16 protein-coding genes and 2 tRNA genes are annotated in these 17606 nt (G+C 62.7%); 5 read left to right on the top strand and 13 right to left on the bottom strand.

Annotated features, from left to right (window positions below):
* Nucleotides 1–2 precede the first annotated feature (2 nt).
* Nucleotides 3–788 (bottom strand): 5'/3'-nucleotidase SurE, encoded by a 786-nt coding sequence (gene surE / locus AC1DXS_RS23080; RefSeq protein WP_477739775.1) that lies wholly within the window; start codon nt 786–788, stop codon nt 3–5.
* A 156-nt stretch (nt 789–944) separates the two neighbouring features.
* On the opposite strand from surE, the gene AC1DXS_RS23075 reads away from it, so the two are divergent.
* Nucleotides 945–1919 carry an NADPH:quinone oxidoreductase family protein gene (locus AC1DXS_RS23075; RefSeq protein WP_477739774.1) on the top strand — a complete coding sequence of 325 codons (975 nt, stop codon included), beginning with the start codon at nt 945–947 and terminating at the stop codon, nt 1917–1919.
* A 39-nt stretch (nt 1920–1958) separates the two neighbouring features.
* Here AC1DXS_RS23075 and AC1DXS_RS23070 read toward each other — a convergent pair whose 3' ends face one another.
* From AC1DXS_RS23070 to AC1DXS_RS23040, 7 genes are all read right to left on the bottom strand, one after another.
* Nucleotides 1959–2441: a surface-adhesin E family protein gene (locus AC1DXS_RS23070; protein ID WP_477739773.1), complete on the bottom strand. Its 483-nt coding sequence runs from the start codon at nt 2439–2441 to the stop codon at nt 1959–1961.
* A gap of 237 nt (nt 2442–2678) precedes the next feature.
* A tRNA-His gene (locus tag AC1DXS_RS23065) sits at nt 2679–2754 on the bottom strand.
* 37 nt (nt 2755–2791) lie between these two features.
* Nucleotides 2792–4717, bottom strand: coding sequence for a SurA N-terminal domain-containing protein (locus AC1DXS_RS23060; RefSeq protein ID WP_477739772.1), 1926 nt, complete (start codon nt 4715–4717; stop codon nt 2792–2794).
* 85 nt (nt 4718–4802) lie between these two features.
* A tRNA-Val gene (locus AC1DXS_RS23055) sits at nt 4803–4878 on the bottom strand.
* A gap of 17 nt (nt 4879–4895) precedes the next feature.
* Nucleotides 4896–5168, bottom strand: coding sequence for an HU family DNA-binding protein (locus AC1DXS_RS23050; protein ID WP_007874140.1), 273 nt, complete (start codon nt 5166–5168; stop codon nt 4896–4898).
* A gap of 278 nt (nt 5169–5446) precedes the next feature.
* On the bottom strand, nt 5447–6553 hold the full coding sequence (locus tag AC1DXS_RS23045) for a tartrate dehydrogenase (protein WP_477739771.1): 1107 nt from the start codon (nt 6551–6553) through the stop codon (nt 5447–5449).
* A gap of 23 nt (nt 6554–6576) precedes the next feature.
* Nucleotides 6577–7455, bottom strand: a complete 879-nt coding sequence (locus AC1DXS_RS23040) for an alpha/beta fold hydrolase (protein ID WP_477739770.1) — start codon at nt 7453–7455, stop codon at nt 6577–6579.
* A gap of 148 nt (nt 7456–7603) precedes the next feature.
* Between AC1DXS_RS23040 and AC1DXS_RS23035 the strand changes: the two genes are divergently transcribed.
* On the top strand, nt 7604–8584 hold the full coding sequence (locus AC1DXS_RS23035) for a LysR family transcriptional regulator (protein ID WP_477739769.1): 981 nt from the start codon (nt 7604–7606) through the stop codon (nt 8582–8584).
* Here AC1DXS_RS23035 and AC1DXS_RS23030 read toward each other — a convergent pair.
* The 3 genes from AC1DXS_RS23030 to uvrC form a co-directional block, all read right to left on the bottom strand.
* Nucleotides 8526–9407, bottom strand: a complete 882-nt coding sequence (locus AC1DXS_RS23030) for a DMT family transporter (protein WP_477739768.1) — start codon at nt 9405–9407, stop codon at nt 8526–8528. The two genes, AC1DXS_RS23035 and AC1DXS_RS23030, sit on opposite strands and share 59 nt — an antisense overlap.
* A 70-nt stretch (nt 9408–9477) precedes the next feature.
* Nucleotides 9478–10044, bottom strand: coding sequence for a CDP-diacylglycerol--glycerol-3-phosphate 3-phosphatidyltransferase (gene pgsA, locus AC1DXS_RS23025; RefSeq protein ID WP_477739767.1), 567 nt, complete (start codon nt 10042–10044; stop codon nt 9478–9480).
* Nucleotides 10045–10149: 105 nt separating this feature from the next.
* Nucleotides 10150–12129 carry an excinuclease ABC subunit UvrC gene (uvrC, locus tag AC1DXS_RS23020; RefSeq protein ID WP_477739766.1) on the bottom strand — a complete coding sequence of 660 codons (1980 nt, stop codon included), beginning with the start codon at nt 12127–12129 and terminating at the stop codon, nt 10150–10152.
* Between the two features lie 77 nt (nt 12130–12206).
* On the opposite strand from uvrC, the gene earP reads away from it, so the two are divergent.
* The 3 genes from earP (at nt 12207) to AC1DXS_RS23005 (ending at nt 14986) form a co-directional block, all read left to right on the top strand.
* On the top strand, nt 12207–13340 hold the full coding sequence (gene earP / locus AC1DXS_RS23015) for an elongation factor P maturation arginine rhamnosyltransferase EarP (protein WP_477739765.1): 1134 nt from the start codon (nt 12207–12209) through the stop codon (nt 13338–13340).
* A gap of 117 nt (nt 13341–13457) precedes the next feature.
* Nucleotides 13458–14012, top strand: a complete 555-nt coding sequence (efp, locus tag AC1DXS_RS23010) for an elongation factor P (protein WP_007868500.1) — start codon at nt 13458–13460, stop codon at nt 14010–14012.
* A gap of 110 nt (nt 14013–14122) precedes the next feature.
* The gene (locus tag AC1DXS_RS23005) at nt 14123–14986 is read left to right on the top strand and encodes an LOG family protein (RefSeq protein ID WP_477739764.1); all 864 of its coding nucleotides are present in this window, start codon (nt 14123–14125) and stop codon (nt 14984–14986) included.
* Here AC1DXS_RS23005 and AC1DXS_RS23000 read toward each other — a convergent pair.
* Complete coding sequence (locus AC1DXS_RS23000; RefSeq protein ID WP_477739763.1) at nt 14983–16179, bottom strand: MFS transporter; 1197 nt, start codon at nt 16177–16179, stop codon at nt 14983–14985. The two genes, AC1DXS_RS23005 and AC1DXS_RS23000, sit on opposite strands and share 4 nt — an antisense overlap.
* A gap of 24 nt (nt 16180–16203) precedes the next feature.
* On the bottom strand, nt 16204–17559 hold the full coding sequence (locus tag AC1DXS_RS22995; RefSeq protein ID WP_477739762.1) for a DNA recombination protein RmuC: 1356 nt from the start codon (nt 17557–17559) through the stop codon (nt 16204–16206).
* Nucleotides 17560–17606 lie beyond the last annotated feature (47 nt).

Below are 17606 nucleotides of genomic sequence, written 5' to 3'. Positions count from 1 at the left end.
CTTTAACGCGGCTGGGTCAGCCGGGCGGCGGTCTGGGCCCAGTAAGGCAGGCGCTCATGATCGGTCAAATCCACTTGCAGTGGCGTGATGGAGACATACTTCTGGCTGGTGGCATAAAAATCGGTCCCGTCACCTGCCTCCTTCGCGGGGCCTGCGCCGCCGATCCAGTACATGGTCTCGCCGCGCGGGCTGGTCTGCATGATGACGCGTTCGGCCGCGTGGCGGCGTCCCAGGCGGGCCACCTTCACGCCGCGAATCTCGTCGTCGGGCAGGTTGGGAATATTCACGTTGAGCAACCACGGCGGCACCGTGGGCTCCGCGCCCTCCACCACGTGTTCCAGCGACGGGATCAGTTGCAGCACCAAATCGGCCGCGCGCCTGGCCGCGACGTCGATGTGGGCCCAGCCTTTTTCAGTCTGCGAAAAGGCGATGGACGGGATGCCGAACAAATAGCCCTCCATGGCCGCGCCCACCGTGCCGGAGTAAATCGTGTCGTCGCCCATGTTGGCGCCATTGTTGATACCGGACACCACCAGATCAGGCCGGTAGCCCAGCAGGCCGGTCAGCGCGATGTGCACGCAGTCGGCCGGCGTGCCGTTGATGTAGCGAAAGCCGTTGGCCGCCGTATGCACGTACATGGGGGAATGCAGGGTCAGCGCGTTGGACTTGGCGCTGTTGTTGTGCTCGGGCGCCACCACCTCGACATCCGCAACGGTTTTAAGCGCTTCGTAGAGGGCGATGATGCCGGAAGCCTGGTAACCGTCGTCGTTGCAGATGAGTATTTTCATGGGACGATTTTACGGTCACGGCCGTGACAGCCCGCAGCCCTTTTGGCGTGGCGAAGACCCAGGCTTTGCCTATGATGCAGTGAATGCGCTACCCTCCCCGTTTTCCGCTTTTTGGGCGTGGCGCCGCCGCCCATTTCCAACCCTCGGAGACATCTCATGCAAGCCTGGCTTTGTGAAAATCCCACCGGCGTAGACGCCCTGACCTGGAAAGAGCTCCCCACGCCACAGCCCAAAGCCGGCGAAGTCCTGATCGAAATCAAGGCGGCCAGCCTGAACTTCCCCGACCTTCTCATCGTCCAGAACAAATACCAGATGAAGCCGCCCCTGCCCTTCGTGCCGGGCTCTGAATACGCAGGCATCGTCCAGGCCGTGGGGGAAGGCGTCAAGCACCTTCAGGTGGGGCAGAACGTAGCCTGTCTCTCCGGAACGGGCGGCTTTGGCACCCATACCCTCGCGCCCGCAGCCCTGTGCATGCCGCTGCCCCCTGGCTTTTCTTATGTGGACGCCGCCGCGTTCATCATGATTTACGCCACCTCCTGGCACGCCCTGATGGACCGCGCGCAGCTAAAGGCCGGCGAAACCGTGTTGGTGCTGGGCGCCGCCGGCGGCGTGGGCACCGCTGCCATCCAGATTGCCAAGGCGGCCGGCGCGCGCGTGATCGCGGCCGCATCCACCGATGAAAAATGCGCGCTTTGCACCTCTATAGGCGCGGACGCCACCATCAACTACGGCACCAAAAACCTGCGCGATGAAATCAAGGCCCTGACCGAAGGCAAAGGCCCCGATGTGATCTATGACCCCGTGGGCGGCGACTTTGCGGAACCAGCCTTCCGCTCCATTGCGTGGCGCGGCCGCTATCTGGTCGTGGGCTTCGCCTCGGGCCCCATCCCCGCCTTGCCGCTGAACCTGACGCTGCTCAAGGGCGCCTCCATCGTGGGGGTGTTCTGGGGTGACTTTGCCAAGCGCGAACCCAAGGCCAATGCGGCCATGATGGCCGAGCTTGCGGGCTGGTACGCGCAGGGCAAGATCAAGCCGGTGATAGACCGCACCATGCCCATGGCCGAACTCAAGGCGGCCTATGCCCACATGGGTTCGCGCGGGGTCAAGGGTAAGCTGGTCATGGTCAATTGAATTTCTCCATGGCTGCGACGCCCACACATCACCCCTACGCTAGTTAGTCACATTCTTGACGCTGCAGGCGGCCTTGACAATGCGCGCGTTGGGATCGTCGTCACTTTCCTTGAAGATCATGGGCCGTATGTCGTCCCCGGCATAGGTGGTGATCCGGAAAGGTTCTCCGCGAAAGTCCGGCTGGGCATAAAAAGCAGCCCTCACATAGCGCGCGATCTGCTGTGTACAGTCGATTTGCACCTCGGTCACCACCGAGCGGAACTGAAGCGCCTCGCCCGCAGGAGCCCATTGTGTCGCGCGGTTGATGCGCACCGGAAGCAGCCGCAGGTCGTCCTTGATCTGGATGGCCGCCACGTTCACCTGAACGTAGTGGCTCGCGGAATTCGCTGGATCGCCGGTGATGGTCAGCCACGTATCGGCCGCGCGCGCACCAACCGTCACCAGCATCGCGGCCAGAAAAATGGCTTGCAGCTTGACGAAGGCTTGCCGGGCTGGGATGAAAGAACCGAATGGCGGAAACAAGGCGTTCCTGTCTGGAAAGATAGTGGGTCCCAAGGGCCGGGAGAAGCCGGAAGCCTGGGGGTAAGCGGGGCCGTCAAACAGTTAGTTTGAGGCAGCTACGGCCATGTATCTTGCCGCACATCGGCACGCAGTACGTGTCGAATTGTGACGCCGGCACCACCGAGTCGGGTGCCCAGGCAAGCACGCGCCGGAAAGAAAAAATCCCGCATACCAAACGGTATGCGGGATTTCAGATACTGGGGTGGCTGATGGGGCTCGAACCCACGACAACAGGAATCACAATCCTGGACTCTACCAACTGAGCTACAGCCACCGGAACCCTGCATTATAGCGGCAAAGCCGCCGCTTCTTTATTGGGTAACGACTTCTTCTGGATTTGCCTTGGCCGGGGCTGGCTTGGGAACCAGGATTTCCGCCTTGAAACGGTCTTTCAGGCTGTTGTAATACGCCAGGCTTTCCGCCGACGTCCACCACTGCCCGTACTGGTCGCGCTGCTGCTTGGCGGCGGCTTCCACGGGAGCGTCACGGGGAACGACTTTCTCGACCTTGACGATGGCGTAGCCCTGGCTCCCCAGGTCAACACCCGCAAAGGCCGGCAGTGTGCTGGCGTCAGCGCGCAGCGCGGCGTCAATCACCGGATTGGGCAGTTTTTGCGTCTGTTCACGCGAGACCACCATGGGCGCCACCAAGCCCGTGGCAGACGCAGGAGCAGCCTTCCAGGCAGCCAGCTTGGCAACGCCTTCCTTGCGGGCCTCTTCCGCGGCACGCTGGGCCAGCCAGCGCTGGCGCACCGCCTCCCTGACTTCGGCGAGGGGACGGGTATGCGCGGGACTGTATTGCACGATGCGGCCCGAGGCCAGCTGGTTCGGCCCCACTTCAACGGCTTCGGTGTTGCGCTTTTTCTCGATCGCGTCGGGAGCAAACAGGGCATTGAGAAATTTCGGGTTCGCCAGCGCACCGGTCGCGCCAACCTGAGGCAGGCGCGTCACATTGGCCGCGGACTTGATTTCCAGCTTCAGGCGTTCCGCCGCGGGCTTGAGGCTTTCGGCTTGCTCATAGACAGCGTTGGTGAAAACATCGGCCGCTTCAGCGAACTTCTTCTGGGCTTCCTGCTTCTTCATGGCCGCCTCAAGTTCGGGACGCAATTCTTCGAAGCTGCGTTGCTTGCTGTCCGTCAGCTTGATGATGTGGTAACCAAACTCGGACTCGACCACATCGCTGATCTCGCCTTTTTTCATGGAGAAAGCGGCGTCTTCAAAAGGCTTGACCATGGAGCCTCGTGCGAAGAAATCGAGATCGCCGCCCTTGGCCGCTGAGCCGGGGTCTTGCGAATTCTTGCGCGCCACGTCGGCGAAGCTGTCGGGGGATTTTTTGACCAGCGCCAGCAGCTCCTGTGCCTTGGCCTTGGCTTTTTCCCTGTCGGCCGCAGGGGCGGACTTGGGGGATGCGATCAGGATGTGGCTGGCCCGCCGCTCGCCCTCAAAACGCGGGAGGTTTTGCTCGTAGTAGGTTTTCAGGTCGCCCGGATTGACGGCGATGCCCTTGCCCACGCTGTCCATGTCGAGCAGAACGTACTCGATGCTGGCCTGCTCAGGCGCCTGGAAAAGCTTTTCGTTGGCCTTGTAATACTGCTCGAGGTCGGCATCGGTCGGGTTCAGCCTGGCGACAAAGTCTGCGGCATTGAAACGGGCCAGCTGGATCTCGCGCTTTTCAAAATAGGCATTCAGCGAAATGTCGGCAGCCGAACTCGGCGCAAAACCGCTGGCCCCCACGCCGACCATCACCTGGCGATTCGACAGGTCGGTACGCACATTGGCTTCGAACATCTCGGGGCTCATGCCCTGCGCCGCCAGGAGCTGGCGATAGCGTTCCATGTCGAGGCTGCCGTCCGGACGGCGCAAGGAGGCGATTTCAGGGCTTTGCTGCAATTCGCGCGCCAGGCGTTCGTTGCTGGTGGTGAGTTTGAACTTCTCCGCGGCGGCGGCAACAACGCGTTCGCGCACCAGCCGCTCCAGCGACGCATAACGCGCCTCGGGCGAATCCATCAGCTTGGGGTCCAGGTTTGGCATGGAGTTGCGCAGCTGGTCCATTTCACGCTGGTGGGCACGATCCCATTCCGGCTGGGTGATGTTCTTGCCGTCTACCTTGGCCACTGTGGCGCTCTGGTCTTTGGATCGGTTGTAGCCGTCAAGACCGAACAACACAAAGGACGGAAGGATCAGCAAAAACAGCAGCACCATGACGATCTTGGTGTGCTTGCGAACGAAATCAAACATCTCGAATTTCCTGTACGACTGCTAACGGACAAAGCCGGGGCCCAACAACAAAAAAGGCGAACCTCGTTCGCCTTTTTCTCGTGGGTGGTGGGTGCTGACGGGCTCGAACCGCCGACCTACGCCGTGTAAGGGCGCTGCTCTACCAACTGAGCTAAGCACCCCACGTCAAACGTTCTTGTCAGTTCAAAGCATCCTTGAGAGCTTTGCCCGGACGGAACTTCGGAACCTTGGCTGCCTTGATTTTAATCGCATCGCCGGTCCGGGGATTACGGCCGGTGCGTGCAGCGCGCTTGCCCACCGCGAAAGTGCCAAAACCCACCAGAGACACGGAGCCTCCTTTTTTCAGGGTTGTTTTCACAGCGCCAATCGTGGATTCCAGCGCGCGCGTGGCGGCAGCTTTGGAAATATCAGCGTGCTTGGCAATGTGCTCGATCAGTTCGGTCTTGTTCACAAGGAGCCCCTCGTCGGTAAAAAGTTAATCTGGTTGTCTCTAAAAAATATCTCCCGGGACACTGTGGTGAACGTGTCAGCGGGAGCGGCATGTGCAGGTCTTCTGCTGATTCCAATTAGAGCCATGGACTTCTAACCTGTCAATACAGCAGCAAGTTTTTACAACGTGCGGAGGCGGATTCTAGACGTTTTTTCAGCGCTTTCTCGACTTAATCGTAAGCATGATGTGTAATTTTCATGCTAGGCAAAACAGGGCTTTCCAACTGCTTTCCAGCGGTCCTAGCAACGTGCCACGGCCTCGGCAATGGCTTTGCCGACATCGGCCGTGCCGGCCTTCCCGCCCAGGTCGGGCGTACGCGGCGCACCACTTGCGGGCTCCAGTACTTTTTCAATCGCGGCGAGGATGCCGTCGTGCGCATCCTTATGCCCCAGGAATTCAAGCATCATTGCACCGCACCAAATCTGGCCAATGGGATTGGCGACGTTGCGCCCCGCGATGTCAGGGGCCGAACCGTGCACCGGTTCGAACAGCGACGGGAATTTTCGTTCGGGGTTCAGATTGGCGCTGGGCGCGATGCCGATAGTACCGGTGCACGCCGGCCCCAGGTCGCTCAGGATGTCGCCAAAGAGATTGCTGGCCACCACCACGTCAAAGAAATCCGGGCGCTGCACAAAATGTGCGGTCAGGATGTCAATGTGAAATTTATCCAGCTTGATACCTGGATAGTTTTTCGCCATTTCGGCCACGCGCTCGTCCCAATATGGCATGGAAATCGAAATTCCGTTCGATTTGGTTGCACTCGTCAAGTGCTTCTTCGGCCGCGACTGAGCCAGTTCGAACGCGAATTTCAGCACCCGGTCTACACCAATGCGGGTGAACACCGACTCCTGAAGCACGAATTCGCGGTCGGTGCCCGGGAAGGCCTTCCCGCCTATGCTTGAGTATTCGCCCTCGGTGTTTTCGCGCACGATGTAAAAATCGATTTCGCCCGGTTGGCGTGGACTGCCGTCGCGCCGCACCACCGGCGCGATGATGCCGGGCATCAAACGCGCCGGCCGCAAGTTGATGTACTGGTCGAACTCGCGGCGGAACAGCAGCAAGGAACCCCACAGGGAGACGTGGTCCGCAATCTTGTCCGGCCAGCCCACCGCGCCGAAGTAGATCGCGTCATGTCCGCCGATCTGGTCCTTCCAGTTGTCGGGAAGCATCTTGCCGTGCTTTTCAAAGTAGTCCCAGCTCGAAAAATCGAAATGATCGAAATGCAGATCGATACCGTACTTGACGGCCGCGGCTTCCATCACGCGTATGCCCTCGGGCATGACCTCCTTGCCGATGCCGTCGCCGGCGATAACGGCGATTCTCTTTTTTCCGGTGTGCTTGCTCATGATGTTCCTTTGAATTTTCGGAGTCAGGGTTTGAAAAATTTCAGCGCTTCGGCCAGCAGCAGCGCCGGCGCCTCTTCCGCGATGTAGTGGCCGCAAGGCAGGGCCAGGCCCGATACATCCCGCGCGCGTTCGCGCCAGAGATCAAGTACCTTGAAGCATTGGCCTACCGCACCGTGCTCGCCCCACAACACGCGTAGCGGCTGAGCCAGTCGAAGGCCGGCCGCGACGTCGGCGCGGTCATGCATCAGGTCGATGGTGGCGGAGGCCCGGTAGTCCTCGCAAATACTGACGGCGGTGCCGGGGATCTGCGCGCAGCGCTCATACTCGGCGAGCGCGGCGGACGCAAATGCGGCCAGGCCGGCGTGGCGCTTGCCCATCACGCTGCGCACATAGCGCACCGGGTCGGATTCGATCAGCGCTTCCGGCAAGGGCGGCGGCTGGATCAGAAAAAACCAGTGCCAATAGGCACGCGCGAAGGCATCCGTCGTGTTGTCGTACATAGCCAGCGTGGGCGCTATGTCGAGGAGCATCAGGCGCTGCACCGCATCCGGGTGGTCGACCGCCAGGCGATGGGCCACGCGCGCGCCGCGGTCATGGGCCAGCACCTGGAAACGCGAAAACCCGCAGGCCTTCATGACGGCCACGGCGTCCTGCGCCATCGCGCGCTTCGAATAAGCCTGATGATCCGCATCGCTCGCAACCCGGGCCGAATCCCCGTAACCGCGCAAGTCCATCATGACCACGCTAAATGACTTGGCCAGTTCACCGGCCACCGCATGCCACATCACATGGGTTTGCGGGTGTCCGTGCAGCAGCAGCAAGGGCGCACCGCTGCCGCCCTGCAGGGTGTGCAGCCTGCCAGCGGGTCCTTCGATATCGCGCCGGGAAAATCCTTCGAACATCAATCAGCCTTGCTTTCTCTTTTTGGCTGGGAGGAGTTTGCGCTTTCCTGTTTGTGCGCCTCCCTTTTTGCCTGGCATTGATTTTGTACAAGACGCTGCACCGATTCAAGCAATAATTAAGCAATCAATTGTTTCCTTTAAGGCACAAATGGACCGCAGCGACCTGGAACTGGTTTTGGCCGTACGCGATGGCGGCAGCCTGACCGCCGCGGCACTCAGCCTCGATGTGGCGCCGCCCGTGGTGACCAAGCGGCTTGCCGCACTCGAAGCCCAGTTGGGGCAGCGGCTGTTTCAGCGCACCACCCGGCGCGTCAGCCCCACAGCAGAAGGTGAAACCGTGTGCGAACGCGCCCAGGTCCTGCTACAGGGCTTTATGGCACTCGAATCGGAGCTGCAGGAGCGCAAGGCCGAACCGACGGGATTGATCCGCCTGGCGGCCACCTTCGGCTTCGGCCGGCTCTGGCTGGGACCGGCGCTGGCCGCTTTCCAGGAGCGCTATCCACGCATCGAGATTCAGCTGCAGCTGACAGAACGGCTACCGGACCTGGCCAACGAAGGCTTTGACGGCGCCATCTGGCTGTGGTCGGTGCAGGGCAGGCAGGCGGCCGAGTGGGTGTCGCGCCGGCTGGCGCGCAACCAGCGCGTGTTGGCGGCCTCGCCCCGCTACATCAAACAGCATGGCGAACCCACCGACCTGGAGGCGCTTCAGGATCACGCCTGCCTGATCGTGCGTGAAAACGGCAATGCCGCCGGCCAGCGCTTTGATGTCTGGCAGTTGCAGCGGGAACGCGACAAGACCCCCGCGCGCGTACGCGTTCAAGGCCCTTTGGCCAGCAACTCGGGTGAACTGGTGCGCGACTGGTGCCTGGAAGGCCGCGGCATCATGCTGCGCAGCCTGTGGGATATCGCGCCGCAGCTGGCCTCGGGCCAATTGGTGCGCGTGCTGCCGGCGTATTCGATGCCTGATGCCGACATCCACTGGCTGGCGCCCTACCGCACCGACCAACCCCGGCGCATACGCCTGCTGGTAGACCACCTGGTGGCTCAGTTCCAGGACGCGCCCTGGAAGACTATGCGGTCGCCGGCGGCCTCGCGGACCGCACCACGAGGCTCACGCCCAGCGCGGTGATCGCCGTGCCGGCGATAGTGGTCACGGTGATGGGTTCATCAAACAACAGCCAGGCCATCAAGGCTGTTGTAGGCGGCACGAGGTACAAGAGGCTGGTCACGGCAGTCGCCGCGCCGCGCTGGATCAGCAGGTAAAGCAGTGAACTGCCGCCCAGCGTCAGCGCCAGCACCGACCAGGCCATGGCGCTCAGGAAATGCGCATTCCAGTTGATCGCTTCGGTTTCGAACAAAGCCAGCGGCAAAGTCACCACCAAGGCCGCCGCCAGCTGGATGGCATTGGCGGTGCGCACATCGGTCGGCTGCACAAAACGCTTTTGGTAAAGCGTGCCGGCCGTGATACAGAACAGGGCGAACACGGTGCAGGCCAGCGTGAGCGCGCTGACCTCCTGGCCTGCCCCGAATTTTCGCGACACCACCAACAGCAAGCCGCCCAGCCCGAATGCCAGGCCGGCCCACTGGCGCGGGCTGACCCGGGCCTGTGCGTTGCCGGCATCGCCCGAGGACATCCACGACACCCACAGCGCCGTGAGCACGGGCTGAAGCCCGACAATGAGCGCCGTCAGGCCCGAACCCATGCCGGCCTTCATCGCGCTCCAGATTCCACCCAGGTAGCCCGCATGCATCAGCAAGCCGGTGACGGCCAGGTGGCCCCACTGCGCGCGAGTCCTGGGCCAGGCGGCCCGGGCCAGGACTATCCAGACCAGGAAACAAACGATGGACAGGAGATAGCGTATCGCCAGGAAGGTCAACGGCGGGGCGTAAGGCAGCCCGTACTTGGCGACGATGAAGCCGGTGCTCCAGATCACGACAAACACGGCGGGCATGGCCCGGATCAAGGCACCCGGGGAAGTAGAGGGAGAACTCAAGGAGGGCAGCTTTGGGGGGACGGCGAGGCTATTTGGCGCGCGCGCGGATTTCCGGGATGGCTTTTTGCAGGTAATAAATCATGGACCACACCGTGAGGATGGCGGAGATCCAGATCAGCCAGGTGCCCCAGACATGCGTGTTGATCACGCCGAAGAGCACGCCGTCGAACAGCAAAAAGGGGATGGCGATCATCTGCACCGTGGTCTTGACCTTGCCCAGCATGTGCACGGCCACGCTTTTCGTGGCGCCGATCAGGGCCATCCACTCGCGCAGCGCCGAGATCGCGATTTCGCGGCCGATGATGATGAGGGCCACGAACACGTCGGCGCGCTGCAGGTGAACCAGCACCAGCAAGGAGGCGCATACCAGGAATTTGTCGGCCACCGGGTCGAGGAAGGCGCCGAAGGAAGAGGTCTGGTTCAGTTTGCGGGCCAGAAAGCCGTCCAGCCAGTCGGTCGCGGCGAACACCACGAACATGACGGTGGCGATCAGGTTGCGCTCCGCAGGCGCCATATTGAGGTAGAAGACCCCCACGATCAGCGGAATCGCAACAATGCGGGTCCAGGTCATCAGCGTGGGGATGGTCAGAAACATGACCCGATTTTGGCATGAGCCGCACCAAGCCTGCCGCGCACCGGGTTAAAGCGCACCAAAACGGTGGGCTCCGTTGCACAAATACGTCTGGCGCCGGACGACCCATCAATGCAGCGCGCGGTAAATTTCCTCGGCCAGATCCTTCGAAATGCCATCCACTGTGGCAATGTCTTCCGCACTGGCCGAAGCAATGCCGCGAATGCCGCCAAAGCGCTGCAACAGGCTGGCACGCCGCTTGGGGCCTATGCCCGCGATGTCTTCCAGCTTGCTGCCGCCCACCCTCACCTTGGCCCGCTTGGCCCGCATGCCGGTGATGGCAAAGCGGTGGGCCTCGTCGCGGATCTGCGCGATCAGCATCAGCGCGGCCGAATCCCGTCCTAAATACACCTTGTCGCGCCCATCGGCGAACACCAGCTCTTCCAGGCCGACCTTGCGGCCCTCGCCTTTTTCCACGCCGGCGATCAGACCCAGGTCCAGGCCGAGCTCTTCGAACACCTCACGCGCCATCGAGACCTGTCCCTTGCCGCCGTCGACCAGCACCAGGTCGGGCAGCTTGGCCTCGCCGTTGCGCGCCGCTTCGGCCAGACGTGTGTAGCGGCGCGTCAGCACCTGGCGCATGGCGGCATAGTCGTCGCCGGGCGTGATGCCCTCGATGTTGTAGCGGCGGTACTCGCTGTTGACCATCTTGTGCTCCTGGAACACCACGCAGGAAGCCTGCGTCGATTCGCCGGCCGTGTGCGAAATATCGAAGCACTCGATGCGCAGGGTATCCAGGTTGTCCAGCGGCAAATCGAGCGCCTCGGCCAGCGCGCGCGTGCGCGCCTGTTGCGAGCCCTGCTCGGCCAGCAGACGGGCCAGCTGCAGGCCGGCGTTTTTCTGCGCCATCTCCAGCCAGATTCGGCGCTGCTCACGCGGTTGATGGATGGCCGTGACCTTGATGCCGGTCTGGGCGCTCAAGGCCTCCATCAATTCCTTGTCCACAGGCTCGCTGCAGACCAGGGTGGGCGGAACTGGCACGTCTATGTAGTGCTGCGCGATAAAGGCTTCCAGCACCAGGGCTTCCAGCGGTTTGGCAGCAGGCGCTGAAGCCGGCGCGGCCTGCCCGGCCTCGATGCCGGTCTCGGCATCGAGCGCCGCAACGTCGGCCGCATTCTCGACATGGCTAGGGAAGTAGGCCCTGTCACCCAGGTGGCGGCCGCCGCGCACCATCGCAAGGTTGACGCAGGCCTTGCCGCCCTGCACTTTCACCGCCAGGATGTCGACGTCCTTGTCGCCGCCGATTTCCATGGACTGCTGGTGCAGCACCTTGGACAGCGCCGACATCTGGTTACGCAGTTCGGCCGCTTGCTCGAACTCCAGCCTGTCCGCGTGCGCCAGCATTTTCCTCTCGAGTTCGGTCAGGATGTCCTGCGCCTGTCCCTGCAGGAAGCGCTCGGCGTTGGCGGTGTCTAGCGCGTACTGCTCGGGCGACACGTGGCCCACGCAAGGCGCCGAGCAACGCTTGATCTGGTACAGCAGGCAGGGCCGGGTACGGTTGTTGAACACCGTGTCTTCGCAGGTCCGTAGCCGGAACACCTTTTGCAGCAGCAGGATGGTGTCCTTGACGGCCCAGGCACTCGGGTAAGGCCCGAAGTAGCGGTGCTTTTTCTCGACCGCGCCGCGGTAATAGGCAATGCGCGGGAACACTGCGGCCGCCGGCGCCTCGCCCTCCACGGGCGGGCGCGCGCCGGTGAGCTTGAGGTAGGGGTAGCTCTTGTCGTCCCGAAACAGGATGTTGTATTTCGGGTTGAGCGTCTTGATCAGGTTGTTTTCGAGCAGCAGCGCTTCCGCCTCGGAGCGCACCACCGTGGTCTCCATGCGGGCGATCTTGGTCACCATGTGGCCTATGCGCGTGCCGCCATGGTTCTTCTGGAAGTAGTTGGAAACCCGCTTCTTGAGGTTGCGCGCCTTGCCGACGTACAGCACGCCGCCCTCGGCATCAAAGTAGCGGTAGACGCCGGGCAAGGCGGGTAGCGCGGCCACTTCGGCCAGCAGCGCCGGTGCGTGTCCGGAGCCTGGCTTTTCAACGGGAGAATGTTCGGGCATATCCCCTATTTTGCCGTGTAGCGGCGCTTTGAGAGCGCCGCCGTATCGCTTGCATCACCTGCATCACAATACCCGCCATGGCCGCAGCACGCGTTTGGGACATTTTTTGCAAAGTCATCGACAACTTCGGGGACATTGGCATCTGCTGGCGCCTGGCTGCCGACCTGGCCTCGCGCGGCCACGCGGTGCGGTTGTGGGTGGACGATGCCTCGGCCCTGCGCTGGATGGCGCCGGCCGGGTGTGAGCGGGTTCGTGTGCTGCCCTGGCCGCAGGATGGCGGGCCGCTGGACCTGCAGGCCGCCGGGCTTGCGCAACAGCCGACCGATGTGCTGATCGAAGCCTTCGGCTGTGAAATAGCACCCGAATTTTTGGCCGCCTGCGCCGATGCCGCACAGGCAAGCGGCCTCAAGCCCATCTGGATCAACCTCGAGTACCTGTCCGCCGAGGACTATGTGGAACGCAGCCACGCCCTGCCCTCGCCCGTGCAAAGCGGTCCGGCGGCGGGCTGGACCAAATGGTTTTTCTACCCTGGTTTCACCGAAAACACCGGCGGCTTGCTGCGCGAACCCGGCCTGCTGGAGCGGCAAGCGCAGTTTGACCGCATTGCATGGCTTGAATCCCACCAAATTCCCAACGAAGGGGCGGCGCTGGTCTCCCTGTTCTGCTATGAGCCCCCCGCACTGCAAAGCCTGCTGGCGCAATTCGCGCAACAAGGCCTGCAAGGGCGGCCCGTACACCTGCTGGTGGCGGCCGGACGGGCGGCCGCTGCTGTACAAGCCATTGCAGGTGACAAATACAGCCAGAAACGGGGCTCGCAGCTGTCGATCTCCTGCCTGCCCCTGGTGACGCAGACGGAGTTCGACCATTTGCTCTGGGCCTGCGACCTGAATTTCGTGCGCGGCGAGGACTCGGTGGTGCGCGCGCTCTGGGCCGGCCGGCCTTTTGTCTGGCAGATTTACCCCCAGCACGACGACGCCCACCTGGACAAGCTCCAGGCCTTTCTGGACTGGCTGCAGGCGCCGCCCTCCCTGCGCGCATTTCATGCCGCCTGGAACCGCCGGGAGGCGCCCCAAGGCGCCGCCGAGGGCCCACTGCCCCCGCTCGCCGACCTGCCCGCCTGGCAGGCCGCTACCCGTGCGGGCCGCACCCGCCTGACAGCCCAGGACGACCTGGCGACCCGGCTGCTCGGCTTTGTGGCAAAAAAACGTTAAAATCATGGGCTTTGCAGACCAGCCCGAAGACCAACCAGGTTTTGGCGTCCTGCACAACCCGCCGCATAACCTGCACACCGGTGCAAGCGTTTAGCGGCCTACCTCAGTGAAACTGCTATGAAAATCGCTCAAGAAATCCGCGCTGGCAACGTCATCATGCACGGCAAAGACCCGATGGTGGTGCTCAAGACCGAATACAGTCGCGGCGGGCGCAATTCCGCCACCGTGCGCATGAAGCTCAAGAGCCTGGTCGCCAACTTCAACACCGAAGTCGTGTTCAAAGCCGACGACAAGATGGACCAGATCGTCCTGGACAAGAAGGACTGCACCTACTCCTACTTTGCCGATCCGCTGTACGTCTGCATGGACTCCGAGTACAACCAGTACGAAGTCGAAGCCGAAAACATGGGCGATTCGCTCAACTACCTGCAAGACGGCATGGAGCTGGAAGTCGTGTTCTACGACGGCAAGGCCATCTCGGTGGAACTGCCCACCAGCGTCCAGCGCGAAATCACCTGGACCGAACCTGCCGTCAAGGGTGACACCTCCGGCAAGGTCCTGAAACCCGCCAAGATCGCGACCGGTTTTGAAATCGGCGTGCCCATCTTCGTGGCCCAGGGCGACGTAGTCGAAATCGACACCCGCACCGGCGAATACCGCAAACGCGTGTAAACCCGTTTCGGCACCCCGCAAAAGGCTCCTCACGGAGCCTTTTTGCTTTCTGCGTCCCGCGCCAATGCCGGGAAAAGCAGCCGCCCTCTCCGATCGTTGACAATAAGCCCATGGAACAAAAACAGGATCTATCCGTCAGCCGACTCGCCAACGCCTGGGCGGCACTGCAGGCCCACGCCAATGAAGGCAATCCGCTCGAAGCCGACGCTTCCCGCCTGGCCTTTGCCGACCCGGAATTCCTGCTGCGCCGCGAAACCCGCGGCATACGCTTTCAGCTCGAGCTGCTCAAGCCCGACCTGGAACAGCAGGCCCACGGCATTGAAAACACCGTGGTGGTTTTCGGCAGCGCCCGCTTTCGCAGCGAAGAAGATTCCGTCCTCATGGTGGCCGAGGCCGAAGCCGGCGGCGACCCGGAGGTCATAGACCGCGCGAAAAAATTGGCGCGCAACGCCCACTATTACGAAAGCGCCCGCGCCTTCGGCAAGCTGGTGGCGCAGTACAGCAGCGACAAGCCGCCGGAAACCAAGCTCTTCATCTGCACCGGCGGCGGCCCGGGCATCATGCAGGCGGCCAACCGCGGCGCGCACGAGGCCGGTGGCCTCAGCGTGGGCCTGGCCATCGTGCTGCCCATGGAAGAAGCGGCCAACCCCTACGTGCCGCCCGAGCTGTCCTTCAAGTTCCACTACTTCGCGCTGCGCAAGATGCATTTCATGATGCGTGCCAAGGCGCTGGTGGTGTTCCCGGGCGGCTTCGGGACGCTGGATGAGCTGTTTGAGGTCATCACCCTTGTGCAGACCCGCAAGGCCAAGCCGGTGCCCATCATCCTGTTCGGCAGCAGCTACTGGAAGCGCCTGCTCAATACCGAGATGCTGGTGGAAGAAGGTGTGATTTCGCCGAACGACCTCAAGCTGTTCCAGTACGTCGACGATCCGCAGGTCGCCTGGGACCTGATCAAGGACTTCTACCGTCTTTAAGTCTCGGCGTCGTGCCCGCCATGCGCGGGCATGCTGTCCTTGAGCAGCCAGGCCGCCCGCGAACCCGCGCCTACGACCGCGCCGGTGGTCCAGAAAACGCCGGCAATCCCGATCAACGCACCGGCGGACCCGAACAACATGGGCATCACCACGCTGGAGGCGTTGATCGCCATCAGCCGCAAGCCCAGTGCCTCACCATGCCGCGCTTCCGGCGTGATCTGGTGCAGCATGCTCATGACCATGGGCTGCACCATGCCCAGCGCCAGGCCCAGAAGGATGGAGCACAGGCCCATGCCGATCGCCGAGTGCATCAACGGGTAGATGCCGAACAGCGCGGCCGTCGCCAGCATGGCAACCGCCAGGACCTTCCACTCGCGCAGGTGGGCCGCCACCAGCGGCATCACCATGCGGATCAGCGCAGCGGCTACCGCAAACGAGCCAAGGATGGTGCCGATCACCGACGCACTGATGCCGCGCTCAAAACCCAGCACCGGCACCACGAAGGTGTGCACGTCCCAGCAGGACGACAGAAACCAGTTCACCATCATCAGGCGGCGAAAGGTGGGCTGGCGCAGCAAATCCCAAGCCTTGGACTGCGGGCCGCCGCTGGCAGCAATGACGGGCGGCAGTTCCTGGGTCTTGCGCACCAGGAACCAGCAGGCCAGCGGCAGGATAGCCATCAGCAAAAAAGCGGCGCGGTAGCCCGAAGTGCTGCCCGGCACGGCGCCCACATGGTCAATCAACAAGCCTGCTGAAAATGGGCCAATGAAATTGGACACCGCCGGGCCTATGGCCAGCCAGCTGAACACCTGGCGCAGTTCCAGCGCACCGACCGCTGCGCGGCCCACATGGCGCTGCAGCGAAATCACCGCCGCGCCGGTGGCGCCGCCCGTGAGCAGCGCCGCCAGGCACAGCACCGGGAACACCGGAAAAGCCACTGCCGCCCCGGCCCCCAGCACAGCGGCAAACACGCTGTAGCGGATGGGGCGGCGAAGACCGTGCCGGTCGGCGAAGCGGCCGGCTGGCAGCGCCAGGAAGACCTGGGTGAGGGCAAACAGCGCGAGCAGCACGCCCACCGCCGCAGGGCTGTAGCCTTCGCGCAGCGCCAGCAGCGGCGCCGCCATGCGCGTGCCGGCCATGCAGGCATGCAGGCAAATCTGCGCCAGGATCAGGCGGGCAAGTTCGGGCGTCATGCGGCGCAGCTCATGCGAGGCGCGTCAGGGGTTGTCCAGGTCTTTGTCAAGGGGATCCAATGGAAGCAGGCGGGCGGATTCGATTTCGGGCAGCGCTTCGACATTGCGCAAGGCCTTGCCCATGACGCGGCTGCGCTGCTCGGCGCTGCTCAGCGTGTTGAGCACGGTTTCGGTTTGCGATTTGACCTTGGCCAGCACATCGCCGAACTTTCCGAACTCGGTCTTGACCGCGCCCAGCACCTGCCAGACTTCGCTGGAGCGTTTTTCCAGCGCCAGCGTGCGAAAACCCATTTGCAGGGAGTTGAGCATGGCCAGCAGCGTGGTCGGGCCGGCCAGCGTGACACGGTGGTCACGCTGCAGGAACTCCATCAGACCCGGGCGGCGCAGCACTTCGGCATACAGGCCCTCGGTCGGCAGGAACAGGATGGCGAAATCGGTGGTGTAAGGCGGGTCTATGTATTTGTCGGAGATAGCCTTGGCCTCCAGGCGTATGCGCGCCTCCAGCGCCTTGCCGGCGATTTCCGCGCCCAGCACGTCGGCGCGCTGCTGCGCGTCCAGCAGGCGCTCGTAATCTTCGTTTGGGAATTTCGCGTCTATCGGCAACCACAGCGGCTCACCGGAATCGGAACGGCCCGGCAGCTTGATCGCAAAGTCGACCGGGTTCTTGCCGCCGCGGCGCGTGATGACCTGGGCCGCGTACTGGTCGACGGTAAACACCTGCTCCAGCAGGGCCGAGAGCTGCGCCTCGCCGAAAATGCCGCGCGTTTTCACATTGGTCAGCAAATGCTTGAGGTCGCCCACGCCCTGGGCCAGCGTCTGCATCTCGCCCAGGCCCTTGTGCACCTGCTCCAGCCGGTCGGCCACCTGCTTGAAGCTTTCGCCCAGGCGGGTTTCCAGCGTGGTCTGCAGCTTTTCGTCGACCGTCTTGCGCATCTCGTCGAGCTTGGCCGAATTGGTCTGCTGCAACTGCGCGAGCTGCTTTTCCAGCGTCTCGCGCACCTCACCCATGCGCCTGGCATTCGACTCGCTGACCGATTGCAGCTGCGTGCTCAGGGTGTCGGACAGCGTTTTTTGCAACAAGGTGAGCTGCTGCGCGAACGCGTCGATCTGGGTGTTCTGCGTGCGGGTGGCTTCGGCGCTTTGCTGCACCAGGGTTTGCTGGAAGGTGGCGAAAGTTTTCGCCAGTTCCTCGCGGCCGCTGCGCGCGTTGTCGCCGATCTCGCGGCGCAGCTCGCGCTCCAGCTTGTCGTGGCCCGCCGCGATGTTCGTGAGCAACTCAGTGCGGCCCGTATCCGAAGGTTCCAACGGCTTGCGCAGCAACCACACCAGCAACAGCAGGTTGGCCACAGCCAGGGCGATGATCAGCCAAGTTTCCATCATGTAAGGGCCTGTTAACACTATGTTTGCAAATGCGAATGGGGTAAAAA

It is taken from the genome of Polaromonas sp. P3_B1 (genome assembly GCF_056402935.1).
Note: the sequence above shows the minus strand (reverse complement) of the source record. Positions and strands in the feature narration are given on the sequence as shown.